Source organism: Paenibacillus sp. SZ31 (assembly GCF_012912005.1).
Taxonomy (GTDB): Bacteria; Bacillota; Bacilli; order Paenibacillales; family Paenibacillaceae; genus Paenibacillus.
Genome location: NZ_JABBEA010000002.1, coordinates 20,034 through 34,932, shown reverse-complemented (window position 1 = coordinate 34,932; position 14,899 = coordinate 20,034). Strand labels below are relative to the sequence as shown.

Sequence of the window (14,899 nt, the reverse complement as noted above, 5' to 3'; positions counted from 1 at the left end):
CTAATATTAACAGCGTGCGCCTCAACGACAAAAAGCCCCAAAGCGATGGATTACATCGCTTTGGGGCTTTCATGTTCAGTTAGACATGAGATTACATCTCGTCTGTTCTGATTGTATTATTCGGTTACGATATCATGAACCAATACAGGCGCATCGGCATGATCGGCGATCGTAATGTTTTCTTTGATCTTCGCGATGACGTCTGCTACGTCTTCACGATTGGCATGGATCGTTACGAGGGACTCACCAGCTTTGACTGGGTCACCGACTTTTTTGTTCAGCATCAGACCAACAGCGAGATCAATCTCAGACTCTTTCGTTGCACGGCCTGCGCCGAGCAGCATTGCTGCAGTACCGATTTCGTCAGCGACGATTCCGGCAACATAGCCGTCTTTGTCTGCTGGCACTTCAACCAGGTATTGTGCCTGAGGCAAACGATCTGGATGATCCACAACCGAAGCGTCTCCACCTTGGTTTGCCAAGAAATCTTTGAATTTCTCCAGTGCCTTACCGTTCTGGATGACTTCTCTCAATCTCTCCTCAGCATGCTCCAAGGAATCTGCCTTGCCAGCAAGGAATACCATCTGACGTCCAAGTGCCAGACACAGCTCTTCCAGATCTTTCGGGCCTTTACCTTGCAGGGTGAGGATGGCTTCTTTCACTTCAAGCGCGTTACCAATCGCCAGACCCAGTGGTTGGGACATATCGGAGATAACAGCCATCGTTTTACGGCCAACATTGTTACCGATGCTTACCATGGCATGTGCCAGTTCTTTAGCATCTTCCGTTGTTTTCATGAATGCACCAGCACCCGTTTTAACATCCAATACGATTGCATCAGCACCTGCTGCAATTTTCTTGCTCATGATGGAGCTGGCGATCAGTGGGATGGAGTTAACGGTAGCTGTTACGTCACGCAGTGCATAGAGCTTCTTGTCTGCAGGCGTTAGATTACCACTTTGTCCGATAACTGCAACCTTATGTTCGTTTACGAGTCGAATGAACTCTTCTTTTTCAAGCTCTACGTGGAAGCCAGCAACGGATTCCAGCTTGTCTGTTGTACCACCCGTGTGACCAAGTCCACGTCCGGACATTTTGGCAACAGGAACATCCAGCGCAGCAACAAGCGGAGCGAGTACCAGTGTTGTTGTATCGCCCACACCTCCTGTGGAGTGCTTGTCTACTTTGATACCTTCGATGGCGGACAGGTCGATCGTTTCACCCGAATTTACCATGGACATCGTGAGATCAGCACGTTCTTTGTCTGTCATATCTTTAAAGAATACCGCCATCGCCCATGCGCTGACTTGATAGTCCGGGATCTCTCCTTGTGTGTATCCTTGAACAACAAAATCAATCTCAGCTGTTGTCAGTTCTTTTCCGTCGCGTTTCTTGGCAATAATGTCTACCATTCTCATGATGATCTCTCCTTGTGTGTGTTGATTGTATAGAACACTTTGTTGTTGGTCCGTTGACCGTTCCGGCTCCGGATCGTTCCTTCGATCGCTGTTGTCTCCAAGTTTTTTTGATCCATTTTGCAATGGGGAAAACTCAGAGACAAAGGCGAACGCTTCGCTTCTTCAGAATCGATTCCAGTTCCTTCACTCCGTGCTTAAAACAAAAGTTTCGATTAAAATCAATTGATTATGAATATAAAATGCAACTATTACAGTGTGATTGCTGTGTCCAGGGCAACTACCATCATGTCGTTGAACGTTTTTTGGCGCTCTTCGGCAGTTGTTTCTTCGCCTGTCAGCAAGTGGTCACTTACCGTCAGGATGGTCAGTGCGTTAACACCGAACTTGGCAGCGATGGTATACAGTGCTGTTGTTTCCATTTCTACGCCCAGTACGCCGTGTTTCATCAACTTCTCGGTTACGGAACGGTCATCGCGGTAGAAAGAATCCGAGCTGAACACGTTACCCACATGAATTTTCATGCCTTTAGCTGTTGCCCGATCATATGCTTCTTTCAGCAGGGAGAACGTAGCGATTGGCGAGAAGTCATATCCACCGAATACGTGTTTGTTCATGCTGGAATCTGTACATGCTGCTTGTGCAAGGATGACGTCACGTACACGTACATGCTCCTGCATACCGCCACAAGTACCTACACGAATCAGGTTTTTCACGCCATATTCGCTGATCAATTCGTTAGCATAGATTGCGAAAGACGGAATACCCATTCCTGAACCTTGCACCGAAATCCGGTGTCCTTGATATGTACCTGTAAAACCAAGCATTCCGCGAACCTCGTTGTAACATACAACATCTTCAAGGTACGTATCTGCAATATATTTCGCGCGCAAAGGGTCTCCTGGCAAAAGGATCGTTTCTGCGATATCTCCGGGTTTTGCTCCAATATGTGTACTCATGAATGAATCTCCTCCAGTTATATGTTTAGTCTATTATGATGGCAGGAACCGGAGCAGCCTCAACTACTCCGACATCCCCTATCCTGTTTTCGAAAAACCTATTTCAAATCTTTCAGGAAGCTGGTGCCATATTCCGGCATTTTCACTCCAAAGTTCTCGGCTACGGTTGCACCAAGGTCAGCAAATGTGCTGCGCAGATCAAGCTTTTTGCCCTCGCTGAAGCGCGGAGAGTAGGCAAGCAGTGGTACATATTCACGAGTGTGGTCTGTGCCACGGTATGTTGGATCGTTACCATGGTCAGCTGTGATCAGCAGCAGATCATCATTGGTCATTTTGGCAAAAATCTCTGGCAGCCGTGCATCATAGTCTTCAAGCGCCTGAGCATAACCTTGTGGATCACGACGGTGACCGTACAGGGCATCAAAATCAACCAGGTTCAGGAAGCTAAGTCCAGTGAACTCTTCATCCATCGTTTCAGACAACTTGTCCATGCCATCCATATTCGATACAGTACGAACGGACTTCGTCACACCTTCGCCATCGTAGATATCCGCAATTTTACCCAAGGCAATGACATCAAATCCACCATCTTGAAGTTCATTCATAACGGTACGTCCAAACGGTTTAAGCGCATAGTCATGACGATTCGCAGTACGCTTCCAGACACCCGCTTCACCTACAAATGGACGTGCAATAATGCGGCCCAGCATGTACGGATCTTCAAGTGTGATTTCGCGACAGAACTCACAGATCTCATACAGTTCTTTCAGTGGAACAACGTCCTCATGTGCTGCAATTTGCAGAACCGAATCCGCAGATGTGTACACGATGAGTGCGCCAGTTTCAACATGCTCTGCACCCAGCTCATCCAGAATTTCCGTTCCGCTGGCCGGTTTGTTACCAATGACCTTACGGCCCGTTTTCTCTTCAATGCGCTGAATCAGCTCATCGGGAAAGCCGTTCTCGAACACGCGGAAAGGTGTATCAATGTAAAGACCCATCAGCTCCCAGTGACCTGTCATTGTGTCTTTGCCTCTGGATGCTTCCTGCATCTTGGTGTAATACGCTTTAGGTGCATCCGCTACAGGAACACCCTCGATTTCTTTGATGTTGGACAGTCCGAGACTGGCCATGTGAGGCATTTTTAGACCTCCGCGTTCACGTGCAATGTGACCGAAGGTATCTACATCAAAATCATCAAATTCTGCTGCATCCGGCGCTTCGCCGATCCCTACAGAATCCATAACGATTAGATGTACTCTTTTGAATGTTGACATAACCTAAGCACTCCTTCCAATAATCCGGTTTACAAGAACAGTCCGGCGATGATCGCCGACAATACACTGACAAGCGATGCACCGTAAAGCAGTTTCAGACCGAAGCGGGCTACCACATTACCTTGTTTCTCATGAAGTCCCTTCACCGCACCGGCAATAATACCGATGGAGGAGAAGTTGGCGAACGATACGAGGAAGACGGATACGATCCCTGTTGTTCTGGCAGACAACGTTGTCTGCTTCGTCAGATCAAGCATGGCTACGAATTCATTGGATACCATTTTGGTAGCCATAATACTTCCCGCTTGAACAGCTTCCTTCCATGGAACACCCATAATAAAGGCAAATGGTGCAAACACATAACCTAGCAGCTCCTGGAATGAAATACCGAGTATTGCGCTAAACATTCCGTTAACTAACGCGATGAGAGCGACAAAACCGATTAACATCGCAGCTACGATGATGGCGACTTTAAATCCATCCAGGATGTACTCACCCAGCATTTCGAAAAAGGACTGTTTCTCCTCTTCCTGTACTTCCAATATATCTTCTTCCTCTGTAACCTCATAAGGATTCACAATGGAAGCAATGATAAAACCGCCAAACAGGTTCAGCACGAGTGCCGTAACCACATATTTCGGATCAATCATGGACATATAGGCACCGACAATCGACATCGATACCGTGGACATCGCCGAGGCACACAAGGTGTACAGCCGATGTTTTGGCAACAACCCAATTTGTTTTTTCACAGAAATGAACACTTCAGATTGCCCCAATACAGCCGAAGCAACCGCGTTATATGATTCCAGTTTGCCCATTCCGTTGATTTTGCTTAATACCAGACCAATATATTTTATAACAAAAGGTAAGATTCGGATATACTGCAATATCCCAATGAGGGCAGAAATGACAACAATCGGCATCAATACATTCAGGAAGAACGGAAATCCGCCATTAGCATCCGGGACACCAGTTAAACCACCGAATACAAATGAAATCCCTTCATTCGCATAGGCCAGCAAACTTTCAAATATGGTCGCAAATCCACCAATCAGCCATGTTCCTACCCCTGTATTCAGCAAGGCATAGGCCAGAATCACCTGCAAAACAATCATAACGACCAGCGGTCGGTATCTAATCTTCTTTTTACCGTTGCTTGCGATATAAGCCAGTCCAAAAACAACGAGTAAGCCAAGAAGGGCAATTAGAAATTTCATTTGATCTCTCCTTTGAAGGTAGTTAAGCCGGATGTGGAATTCAGCTCAAAGGGTGCTTAAGCATTCTAAATCATTAACCTTTCAGAAAACTTATGAAGCGCTTACAATTAATCCCGTTTTTAAAATATAAGTGTACATTATATTCCCTGTACCTGAGTCGAGTGCCCAAGTACAGAGAATATATTATTACTTTTCACTCCATCAAGCTTTGTTTAACAAGCTCCTTCTTAGTAAGAAGATGTAGACTGACCGCCCTGCATGATCTTCACGCCAGAGCTTGCACCGATCCGAGTCGCACCCGCTTCGATCATTTTCTGCATATCTTCCAGGCTACGTACGCCACCTGAAGCTTTAACGCCTACATCAGGACCTACAGTACGACGCATCAAAGCGATATCTTCTGGCGTTGCTCCACCTGTGGAGAAACCTGTAGAAGTTTTAACAAAATCTGCTCCAGCTCGTACAGCTGCCTGACAAGCACGTACTTTCTCATCATCCGTCAACAGACAAGTTTCAATTATGACTTTCACCAAAGCTTTACCCGCAGCAGCTTCAACTACAGCACGAATATCCTGTTCAACGTAATCATCTTTGCCATCTTTCAAAGCACTGATGTTGATGACCATATCGACTTCAGTTGCACCTTTAGCAATCGCATCTTTAGTTTCGAAAGCTTTTGTCTCCGATGTAGATGCTCCCAGAGGGAAACCAATAACGGTGCAGATATCTACGCCAGTACCTTGCAACTGCTCAGCAGCATAAGCAACCCATCCTGGGTTAACACATACGGAAGCAAACTGGTATTGCTTCGCTTCTTCGGTTAACTTGGCCATTTCACTCTGCGTTGCGTCCGCACGAAGCAACGTATGGTCGATCATTTTAGCTAATTGTGGTGTAGTCAATTGAATCTCTCCCTTATCTGAACTAGTTATTTTCTATACCCTTACACTAACATGAACATATGTAAAAATCAAATTGAACTTTTGTTCACGGTTCCACTTGCTGTTCTTGCTTCGTTATATTTTCTGCCTTACAAAGCAAAACATCCGCCCTTTTTACGTGGCAGATGTTGTCATCCATATCCATTTGAAAATTAGAATCGCAGTAATGCCTGCGCTGTGTACTGATCCGTAACCAGAATATTGGCGTAATGACCTTTGAGCGCGGCGTGAATCGCTTCAATTTTGCGTTGCCCCCCGGCGACAAGGATTGATTTTTCCTTATTTCTCAATTCCGCCAAGTCAATTCCGACGGTTCTGCTGTTAATCTCTTCACTGATCAACTGACCTTCCGCATCAAAAAAGCGTGAACAAATGTCACCTGCACCTGAGTTCATTAGTAATTGTTGCTCTTCTTCATTGAAATAGCCGAGTCTGAACAATAACGCATCCTCCTTCACAGTACCCACGGTGAACAAAGCAATGTTGGCCTGTCTGCCAAGTTCCACGATTCTGCCGATATGCCGATCCGCTTCCACCATGTTCTTCACTTCAATGTTGTCGAAAATTACGGGCAATGGCAGATACCTTGGTACCGTGTGGAAGGCTTCAGCGAACAAATGAACAATCTCAGCGGCATACGTATTGACATGGGAGTGGCTTACGCCCCCCTTCAATTGAACGACTTCGACACCTTTGACCTGCTTGGGACGAAGCTGGCGTGCTATGGCATGCATGGTTGTTCCCCAAGTCACCCCGATAATATCTGCATCCTGAACCGTCTCCTGAAGGTAGTCTGCTGCTCGTTTGCTGATATGCTTCTGTATTTCCTCATCACTCTTCAGTGGGGCAAAACACACAAGTGCCGTATCCAGATCATATTTCGACTTGAGTTCTCCGGCAATGATGTCGATATCCTCCAGCGGGTCCATAATTTCAATCCGGACGTATCCGCGATCTTTGGCGTACTGAAGTAATCTTGATACGGTTGGACGTGACACGCCCAATCGGGCGGCAATATCCTGCTGGCTGTAATCGGACTGATAATACAATTTCGCTGCTTCAATGCTTAATCGTTGCTTCTCCAGGTCCATTCCCATGTGCGCTCATCTCACTCATCCCTATTATCGTTGGAAAATAAATACTCGTCCTGTATATTATACATGGATTGAGTATCTGGTCACTACATAGCATGCAATTCAGTATCATGATCATTCCACTCATATCCCTTTCTGACGTATAAAACGGGGAAAACGATGCATACTACTGCGGTCGCTTCATCATTCCAAGATGGCTTCACCCCATTAATTGCACAGAGAGGAAGAACAACATGTCTACTTTATTGTATATTACTGCCCATCCTCATGATCATGAAACCTCCTTTAGCATGGCTACAGGTAAAGCATTCATTGACGCGTATCGTGAAAGTCACCCTTCTGATGAGGTTGTTCACCTCGATCTGTATCGCTCGGATATCCCCCATATCGATGCGGATGTCTTCAGTGGATGGGGCAAACTGCAATCGGGCAGTAATCTGACTGCCGAAGAGCAGACCAAAGTAAGCCGTTTGAATGAACTGTCAGATCAATTTGCTGCAGCAGATAAATATGTTTTTGTAACACCGATGTGGAACTTCTCATTTCCCCCTATTCTGAAGGCTTATGTGGATTCCATCTGCGTAGCTGGCAAAACTTTTCGTTATACCGAACAAGGTCCTGTTGGACTGCTGACTGACAAAAAAGCGCTGCATATTCAGGCCCGCGGCGGCATTTATTCCGAAGGCCCAGCGGCTCAGATGGAATCTGGTCACCGTTACCTGAGCATTATCATGTCATTCCTCGGTGTGCCGAAACTTGATGGCATTTTTGTAGAGGGTCATAATCAATATAAAGATCGTGCGGATGAGATCAAGCAACAAGCTATAGAACAGGCAACTACTTTGGCAAAACAGTTTTAGAAAGGTAGTTCAAAAATAGTAACAATCAAAACATAAACAAAACCCGCGTGCGACCTAGGGGATAATCCTAGGGAGCACGCGGGTTTCAATGTATAATCAACCTAGAGCTTATTGATGTCCAGCGCTGGCACGGCTCATGGTTTCAAGTTTACGTGTGATGGCATGACGGTCTACTTTCAATCCCCAGATCATTTCAATAATCTGCTCTTTCTCTTCTGGATTGTCGGCATGTTTCAGTTGCATTAACAGATCATGCATCTGTTCATTAATGCCTTCAAATTGACTCCATAAATCCTGTCTTACCTCTGTTGAATCCAGATGATGATTCGCGTCGACTTCTTCCTTCAATGCTTGCAGAATAGCATCTTTCCATTCGTCATCACCTAGCTGTTTCGCTATGTTCAGGAGATCCAGATAATCGTCAACAAGAAGTGAGTTCAATTCAGCATGTGTTTTCATCGTTTATTGCATCCCCTTTTCGTCTATTTACCAAGTATTATACTCGGTATTTCAGGAGATGCAAGACCTGTCGGAAAAAGTTGATTTATGTAGCCTGTCCCTTCAACCGATGGACAAGCAAATTACACAAGACAAAACCGATCAAAACATACACACCAATCATGCCCACAATGCCTATCCATCCCAGATGGCTGTAAAGTAATCCGCCCCCTGTTCCGCTTACGCTTGAACCAAAGTAGTAGAAAAATAAATACAACGCATTGGCCTGGGATTTGTGCTGATTGGCCACGAGGCCAACCCAGCTGCTTGCGATGGAGTGGCCGCCGAAGAAACCGAATGCAAACAGGGCGAGTCCGATAATTTTGACCCAAAGCGCTGGATGAAGGGTACAGACTGCACCAGCCAGAATAATGCCCAGCGCGATTCCAAGCACATGTGATCTGCCGTACCGATCTGCCAGCCTGCCCATCCAGGTACTGCTAACCGTGCCCATCAGATATACCACAAATAGACTTCCAACAATGGACTGGCTAAGATGATAGGGTTCGCCCGTTAATTCAAAACCAATATAGTTGAAGAGGGTCACAAAGCTCCCCATCAGGAGAAAACCGAGTCCATACAGGCATAGCAGCCTCGGATTGCGACACTGCGACCACAACAGAGGGATTGGATTTTTGAATCCGGGTGCAGCTTTGACAAAATGACGGGATGGCGGGATGACAAGCCAAAAAATAACGGCAGCACACAGTCCAAGAATACCAATGAAACCTACAGCGGCGCGCCAACTGAACCAATCTGTCACCACACCGCTGATAAAACGACCGGCCATGCCTCCGATCGAATTCCCGCTGATATATAGCCCCATGGCATATCCAAGACTCGCAGGTTCAATTTCTTCTGACAGATATGTCATGGCTATCGCTGGCAACCCCGCAAGTGCCACCCCTTGGAGAATACGAAGCAGAAGAAGCTCCGTATATCCCGGGCTGAACGCACTTAGCAAAGCAATAACAGAAGATATCACCAGTGCCGCTGTCATAATAAAGCGTCGTCCCACCGAATCAGACAAAGACCCGATGAACAGCATCGTCAGTGCCATGGCGATCGTTGTTACCGATAGCGTAAGACTGGCGTGTGCCGGCGTAATGGAGAATGTATCGCTAATCTCAGGCATCAGGGGCTGAAGGCTGTAGAGTAACGCAAAAGTGACAAAACCTCCGGCGAACAGTGCAAGGCTAATGTTACGAAACGTCTTAGTTCCCTGCTGAATCATGGATGTTCCAACTTTCTCGGTAAGAAAGCTTCTTGGATCGACTGTGTCCTGATCGCCAGTCACTGAAGCCTTCCATTTATCGTTATTTGGTGAACAGTTTCCGTTCCATATGAGTTAGAAACTCATAACCATCTGGAGTTACGACAACTGTATCCTCGATTTGGAAGCCACCAGCACCGAGCTCGTAATAAGGTACCTCGACACATAGCACCATACCGGGCTCCAGTATGCGCTGGTCACCAGGGGAGAGAGTCATATCGTCGTACAGTTCCAAGCCAATGGCATGTCCGACATGCTGGCGTCGGTAATGCGGAATTCCCTCACGCTGTACGCGAGACACTGCGGCATGGAATACTTCCGAAGCCTTGACGCCAGGGCGCACCGTTTCGAGTGCCGTCTCCCATCCACTTTTGACTGCATCAAAATGCTTTTTCATCCAAGCGGTAGGCTCACCTGCAACAACCGTGCGGCCCGTATCCCCCCAGTATCCTTCCAGCTGCAGGCAGAGATCGAAACGGACCTGATCTCCAGTCTCAATCGTATGAAAATAATTTTCGATGAGTGGCAGCGCACTACGTGGCCCTGCCCCTACTGCAGTCATTGCCGGAGTTCCACCTGCTCTCATCACAGCCAGACGATAATGATCGGCAAGTTGCTTCTCATGAACACCTGCTGCAATCAGGTCAATCAGCTCCTGCTCAATCCGTTCATTTAATTGGGCAGCCTGGCGCAGTTGCTCGATTTCGAAAGGTGTCTTAACCAGGCGGATTTGTCGGAACAGTTTATATGCGGAAACCACCGGCCTTTCAGGAAGCTCCTCCCTGATTCTAGCCAGAATATCGGGAGCGATCCGCATCTCATCGATTCCAATCGGCTGATCTTCGATCTCAAGCTGTTTTAATGCTGCCTTGAGTGCTTCTAGAGGACCTGGATGAATAACCGTCGTTTGCAGGAGAGAATAGAATAGATCAATGTCGTCCGTGGAAGGTTTGCCTTCAATTGAACCTTCCACGAAGAAGTCACTGTAGGCAAATATGTCCACCCCCGTGATACCGAACTGAGCCACAACGCCCAACCGATTCGTCGGAATGATGATACATGGCTTTGCAGTTCTGTCGGCAGGTAAAATAGCATAAATCTGCATGGTCCAGTTGCTTGCACGCAGCTGGGACCCGATGACATAGTGAATGTTCTCTGGAGTAGTTGCAATCAGGGCACTTAGCCCCTGCGCTTTCATCACTTCTTCCGCCCGATCCCGATTCAGACCTGAGCTATGGGAGAGATGCTGTGCATTATTCATTTTGATCCAGACCTCCTTTTGTTTTCCTGCGACCAAACAAACTCTCAAGTCCTGGTACAGAGCGCAAAACTAGTTTAATCGTCATAAACAGAGCCAGTGCAAAAGCGATCAACACTACAGATACAACAGCAATCGTTGGATCCTGCCATTTCTCCATATACAGGAACAGCTGTATTGGCAACGTGTAGCTGTCCTGACGGAGCAGCAACAGAGCAGCCTCTACCTGATCGAAAGTGAAGACAAAAGCGATTGACCCTGACAAAAGCAGGGATAGTCGGAGCTGCGGCAGCGTAATTGTGAAAAAGATACGCATCGGTCCTGCGCCAAGGTCCGCGGCAGCTTCCCGGTGAGCCGGGTGCAGATTGGCTAATGCACTGCCCACAAGAGTGAGCACGAATGGAAGTACAATGACCGCTTCACCCAAAATAAGTGCAAACAATCCGCCTGCAATATGCATTTTCGAGAATAAAATTAAATATGCGATACCCAGCGTAATTTTGGGCATAACCATCGGAGATACAAAAAATGCCCTTAAGATACCAGAACCCGGGAAGGGATACTGCACGATCGCTAGCGCAGCAAGTGTACCCGTAATCAAAGCCAGCAGAACCGCCCCTGTCGAAGCAATGAGGCTGTTTTTGAATGCATCGAGAAACTGGGTCTGTTCACCCAGATTGGCATACCATTTCAGGGTTAGACCTTCTGGCGGGAATTTACTGGCTGAACCGGAGCCTACAGATGTCAACATAATCATCAGCAGCGGCAACAGCAGATAAATCGCTACGGCGCCCACAAAGATATAGAGCAGCAGCTTGGTGCCCCTATTCGACTTAACCATACGCCTGACCTCCCTTACGGGAACGACGGAACATCAACATTTCCGCCCCTTTATTCACAAGCAACGAGACGACAATGGAAGACACAAGCAAGAACAGGCTGGCAACCGCAGCCATCGGCCAGTTCGTGTCCAAGGTACGCTGGTATATAAATACCGGAAGTGTCATGACTCTTCCCCCGCCGATTAGCTGAGGTGTGGTGAATGCGGTGAGGCACAGCGTGAACACAATTTGTACCCCGCTTGCAATGCCTCTTGCCGATAAAGGCAGGGTAATGGTCAGGAACGTTCGCCAGCTGCCCGCCCCCAAATCCTGAGCAGCTGCCTTTAAGGAAGCGTCACTTTGAGAGAGTACATTCAGGATCGGAAAGACCATAAATGGCAGGAAGATATGGACAAGCGCGACAACAACACCGGTCTCGTTGTAGATCATGCTGAATCCTTCATCGGTAAGTCCCAGCCGGATAAACAACCAGTTCATGAAGCCCTGTTTGGACAGCAACAGCTGCCATCCGTAAGAACGCACAACCGCGCTGACCAGTAGTGGAAGAAACGTGAGCAGCAGCAACAATTGCTTCATGCCAGGCTTCTTTAGACCCGCTATACAATACGCCAGTGGATAGGCAAGCAGTAGACTCCATAGCGTAACCTTGAAGGCAATGCGAAACGTTGTGCCAATCAGCTTCCAATAGTAAGGATCAGACAGAAATGCACGATAGGCCCCCGAATCCCAGCCACGAATAAGCTTTCCATTCTCATAAATATCGAAGCTATATCTGCCAAAGATCAGCAACCCGCCCAGATACACGATGCCCATCAGAGCAAGTGCAGGCAACAGAAGCAACAACCGGGTTACCCATGTGCGATTTCCAAAGGAATACAGATTCACGATTCGTTCCGCGATCCGGTTCATATTCCTGCCCCCTGTACACGGTCATGCATGGGTTCAGATAACAAGAGCGCGTCCTCCGGGTCAAAGCCAATTTCTATTGGCTCACCTGGACTATAACGTGAAGCTCCCCGCTGATGCAGCACACTGGCCTGAACCAGAAAACCTTCAGCAATCTGCACACTGTATCGAATATTTGCTCCGCCATACACCGCTTCAATCACGTGTCCATCCAGCTTGTTCAGGCAATGAGTTGCATCTGCTCCGAGTCGAATATACTCAATGCGGATCGATAAGGAATGTCTTGCTCCCGCTTTCGGTACGGCATTGCCATCACTGACTTTCACCAGCAATGGCTTGCCGAAGCAATCCACCCGAATTCCATTCACATCATGCCCCAACACTTCCGTCTCAAAGAGATTGGTATCTCCAATAAACTTGGCCACGAAGCTATCGACCGGTCTCTCATAGATTTCATCAGGGGTTGCGTATTGCAGCAGCTTTCCGGCGCGCATGACGCCAATTCGGTCAGACATGTTCATGGCTTCGCTCTGATCATGCGTTACAAAGATAAACGTTCCGCCGAACTCGCGCTGTATGCGTTTCAGTTCACGTTGCATATCGAGACGCAGTTGCATGTCCAATGCAGAGAGAGGTTCGTCAAGCAACAGCACTTCGGGTCTGTTGATCAGTGCGCGAGCAATGGCGACACGTTGGGCCTGCCCTCCAGACAGCTCGGATACAGCACGCCTGCCATAGTCTCCGAGCTGGACCAGATCAAGCATTTCACCTACCTGCCGTTTGATATCGGCTTTTGGTAACTTCTTCACCTTTAGCCCATAGGCAATGTTGTTGAATACATCCATATGAGGGAACAGCGCAAGCTGCTGAAAAATCATATTGCTATTGCGTCCATAGGCCGGAATGCCGGTAACATCCCGACCTCCCAACATAATGGTACCCTGATCCGGTTGTTCAAGTCCGCCAAGCATGCGCAGCAGTGTTGTTTTGCCACAGCCACTCGGACCAAGCAAGGAAACGAATTCTCCCTTTTTCACTTGGAGTGTTACTTGATCAACGGCGGCTCGCTCACCATATGTCTTCGTGACTTTCCTTGTTTCAATGGATATGGTCTCTTGTCCGCTGCTCATCTCTGATTCCCTCCCATCCATTCCGGGTTCAGAGCAGAACCCGGAATTATTGTCTGCCTGTCAACAATCCTTTTATTGAAGCTTTGTTTTCACGAGACGGTCCCATAGTTCTTTCCAGGAAGAGCTGTTCTGTGCAAGCACATCCCAGTCTGGATTAATGCCGTTACTTTGCGTTTCCACGGAGAAAGAAGGATCATCCTTGTACTTGTCCGGAATTGCAGCTGTCGTACTGGTTACTGGCGTACCCGTTGCTTCTGCATATTGTGACAACGCCTCTGCGCTCAACAATTCGTTGATAATCTCATTTGCAACACGTGCCTGCTCAGGTGTTGAGCCCTTCACGACCTGAAGTGTGTACGGGAAGGAGATCGCACCTTCACTCGGATACGCTACGGCAAGTGGAGAACCGCCATCAATCCATGTCTGTGCAACCTGTGCACTGAATGGGGCAATGAGAGCATCACCTGACTCCAGCAGTGCCTTCAGCTGATCATTGGATGAAACCAATGTGCCAATCTGGTCACTACGATCTGCCCAGAACTGGAAGGCTGGCTCGGGATTTTCATAGGATGCACCAATCTCTTGACCTTTGGTAGCAATAAGTGGGGAGATATAGGAATAGAACATGTAGTCCCAGAGCGCAGTTTTTCCTTTGAACTCTTCGTTATCCCATAGATCGTTCCAGCTGGTAGGCGGCGTTTTCACAAGGTCTTTGTTATACACTAAGGCGAAGCTCGAAACGCCCCAGACCACACCTTTATTGTCTGGCTTGTGGAAGGACTCCGGAATATCCTTGATATTGGTCACGATACTTGTATCCAGTGGCTCCCACATGTCATCATTCAAGCCTTTAGCCGTTGCATCTGCATTGAAGTAACCGAAGTTGACGACCGGATTGTTGGCATCAGCCTGCTTGCCAGCGACCATCTTCGGGTACATTACCGAATTGGAGGATTCCTCAAAGGTGACTTCAACGTTGGGATGTTCTTTCACATACTCGGCGACTACTTCTTTCGGAACGACGTCTTGATTGGAACCCGCCCAGATAAACATCGTCAGCTTAACTTTGTCTCCGCTCGCTCCTGAAGATCCGGTCTCTCCGGCAGTATTACTTGTACTGCCTGCTCCACCGCAGGCGGAAAGCACCAATGTACCGGCCAGTGTCAGTGAGGCAAGGCTGAGAAAGCGTTTTTTGTTTGATTTGAACATGCTAATTCCCCCATCCA

At 47.6% G+C, this 14,899-nt stretch carries 14 protein-coding genes; 1 reads left to right on the top strand and 13 read right to left on the bottom strand.

From position 1 onward, the window contains the following. Nucleotides 1–116 precede the first annotated feature (116 nt). The 6 genes from HF638_RS04875 to HF638_RS04850 all read right to left on the bottom strand — a co-directional run bounded on the left by HF638_RS04875 (nucleotide 117) and on the right by HF638_RS04850 (nucleotide 6,903). On the bottom strand, nucleotides 117–1,418 hold the full coding sequence (locus HF638_RS04875) for a pyrimidine-nucleoside phosphorylase (RefSeq protein WP_169479185.1): 1,302 nt from the start codon (nucleotides 1,416–1,418) through the stop codon (nucleotides 117–119). A gap of 248 nt (nucleotides 1,419–1,666) precedes the next feature. Further along, entirely contained in the window at nucleotides 1,667–2,374 is a 708-nt protein-coding gene (deoD, locus tag HF638_RS04870) for a purine-nucleoside phosphorylase (protein ID WP_169479184.1), read from the bottom strand. A 98-nt stretch (nucleotides 2,375–2,472) separates the two neighbouring features. Continuing rightward, nucleotides 2,473–3,651 (bottom strand): phosphopentomutase, encoded by a 1,179-nt coding sequence (deoB, locus tag HF638_RS04865; protein WP_169479183.1) that lies wholly within the window; start codon nucleotides 3,649–3,651, stop codon nucleotides 2,473–2,475. Nucleotides 3,652–3,680: 29 nt separating this feature from the next. After that, entirely contained in the window at nucleotides 3,681–4,871 is a 1,191-nt protein-coding gene (locus HF638_RS04860; RefSeq protein ID WP_062834777.1) for a NupC/NupG family nucleoside CNT transporter, read from the bottom strand. A gap of 227 nt (nucleotides 4,872–5,098) precedes the next feature. Beyond that, nucleotides 5,099–5,749, bottom strand: a complete 651-nt coding sequence (gene deoC / locus HF638_RS04855; RefSeq protein ID WP_062834778.1) for a deoxyribose-phosphate aldolase — start codon at nucleotides 5,747–5,749, stop codon at nucleotides 5,099–5,101. 215 nt (nucleotides 5,750–5,964) lie between these two features. Beyond that, nucleotides 5,965–6,903 (bottom strand): sugar-binding transcriptional regulator, encoded by a 939-nt coding sequence (locus tag HF638_RS04850; protein ID WP_169479643.1) that lies wholly within the window; start codon nucleotides 6,901–6,903, stop codon nucleotides 5,965–5,967. A gap of 236 nt (nucleotides 6,904–7,139) precedes the next feature. Between HF638_RS04850 and HF638_RS04845 the strand changes: the two genes are divergently transcribed. Continuing rightward, nucleotides 7,140–7,766: an FMN-dependent NADH-azoreductase gene (locus HF638_RS04845; RefSeq protein WP_169479182.1), complete on the top strand. Its 627-nt coding sequence runs from the start codon at nucleotides 7,140–7,142 to the stop codon at nucleotides 7,764–7,766. Nucleotides 7,767–7,874: 108 nt separating this feature from the next. Here HF638_RS04845 and HF638_RS04840 read toward each other — a convergent pair whose 3' ends face one another. The 7 genes from HF638_RS04840 to HF638_RS04810 all read right to left on the bottom strand — a co-directional run bounded on the left by HF638_RS04840 (nucleotide 7,875) and on the right by HF638_RS04810 (nucleotide 14,882). Beyond that, entirely contained in the window at nucleotides 7,875–8,225 is a 351-nt protein-coding gene (locus HF638_RS04840; protein WP_169479181.1) for a hypothetical protein, read from the bottom strand. 85 nt (nucleotides 8,226–8,310) lie between these two features. Continuing rightward, the gene (locus tag HF638_RS04835; RefSeq protein ID WP_348982070.1) at nucleotides 8,311–9,561 is read right to left on the bottom strand and encodes an MFS transporter; all 1,251 of its coding nucleotides are present in this window, start codon (nucleotides 9,559–9,561) and stop codon (nucleotides 8,311–8,313) included. Between the two features lie 19 nt (nucleotides 9,562–9,580). Next, a complete protein-coding gene (locus HF638_RS04830) occupies nucleotides 9,581–10,798 on the bottom strand; it encodes a M24 family metallopeptidase (protein WP_169479180.1) in 1,218 nt (405 codons plus the stop codon). Then, the gene (locus tag HF638_RS04825; RefSeq protein ID WP_169479179.1) at nucleotides 10,791–11,636 is read right to left on the bottom strand and encodes an ABC transporter permease; all 846 of its coding nucleotides are present in this window, start codon (nucleotides 11,634–11,636) and stop codon (nucleotides 10,791–10,793) included. The genes HF638_RS04830 and HF638_RS04825 overlap by 8 nt, the downstream gene beginning before the upstream one ends. Beyond that, nucleotides 11,629–12,546, bottom strand: coding sequence for an ABC transporter permease (locus HF638_RS04820; RefSeq protein WP_169479178.1), 918 nt, complete (start codon nucleotides 12,544–12,546; stop codon nucleotides 11,629–11,631). The genes HF638_RS04825 and HF638_RS04820 overlap by 8 nt, the downstream gene beginning before the upstream one ends. Beyond that, complete coding sequence (locus HF638_RS04815; protein ID WP_169479177.1) at nucleotides 12,543–13,673, bottom strand: ABC transporter ATP-binding protein; 1,131 nt, start codon at nucleotides 13,671–13,673, stop codon at nucleotides 12,543–12,545. Before HF638_RS04815 ends, HF638_RS04820 begins: the two co-directional genes overlap by 4 nt. Before the next feature lie 72 nt (nucleotides 13,674–13,745). Further along, on the bottom strand, nucleotides 13,746–14,882 hold the full coding sequence (locus tag HF638_RS04810) for an ABC transporter substrate-binding protein (protein WP_169479176.1): 1,137 nt from the start codon (nucleotides 14,880–14,882) through the stop codon (nucleotides 13,746–13,748). Nucleotides 14,883–14,899: the final 17 nt, after the last annotated feature.

Excerpts from the sequence above, each read along its gene's own strand:
- HF638_RS04845 (WP_169479182.1), top strand. The coding sequence starts at position 7,140 with ATGTCTACTTTATTGTATATTACTGCCCATCCTCATGATCATGAAACC.
- HF638_RS04840 (WP_169479181.1), bottom strand. The coding sequence starts at position 8,225 with ATGAAAACACATGCTGAATTGAACTCACTTCTTGTTGACGATTATCTG.
- deoB (WP_169479183.1), bottom strand. The coding sequence starts at position 3,651 with ATGTCAACATTCAAAAGAGTACATCTAATCGTTATGGATTCTGTAGGG.
- HF638_RS04830 (WP_169479180.1), bottom strand. The coding sequence starts at position 10,798 with ATGAATAATGCACAGCATCTCTCCCATAGCTCAGGTCTGAATCGGGAT.
- HF638_RS04820 (WP_169479178.1), bottom strand. The coding sequence starts at position 12,546 with ATGAACCGGATCGCGGAACGAATCGTGAATCTGTATTCCTTTGGAAAT.
- HF638_RS04860 (WP_062834777.1), bottom strand. The coding sequence starts at position 4,871 with ATGAAATTTCTAATTGCCCTTCTTGGCTTACTCGTTGTTTTTGGACTG.
- HF638_RS04825 (WP_169479179.1), bottom strand. The coding sequence starts at position 11,636 with ATGGTTAAGTCGAATAGGGGCACCAAGCTGCTGCTCTATATCTTTGTG.
- HF638_RS04875 (WP_169479185.1), bottom strand. The coding sequence starts at position 1,418 with ATGAGAATGGTAGACATTATTGCCAAGAAACGCGACGGAAAAGAACTG.
- HF638_RS04850 (WP_169479643.1), bottom strand. The coding sequence starts at position 6,903 with ATGGACCTGGAGAAGCAACGATTAAGCATTGAAGCAGCGAAATTGTAT.
- deoC (WP_062834778.1), bottom strand. The coding sequence starts at position 5,749 with ATGATCGACCATACGTTGCTTCGTGCGGACGCAACGCAGAGTGAAATG.
- deoD (WP_169479184.1), bottom strand. The coding sequence starts at position 2,374 with ATGAGTACACATATTGGAGCAAAACCCGGAGATATCGCAGAAACGATC.
- HF638_RS04810 (WP_169479176.1), bottom strand. The coding sequence starts at position 14,882 with ATGTTCAAATCAAACAAAAAACGCTTTCTCAGCCTTGCCTCACTGACA.
- HF638_RS04815 (WP_169479177.1), bottom strand. The coding sequence starts at position 13,673 with ATGAGCAGCGGACAAGAGACCATATCCATTGAAACAAGGAAAGTCACG.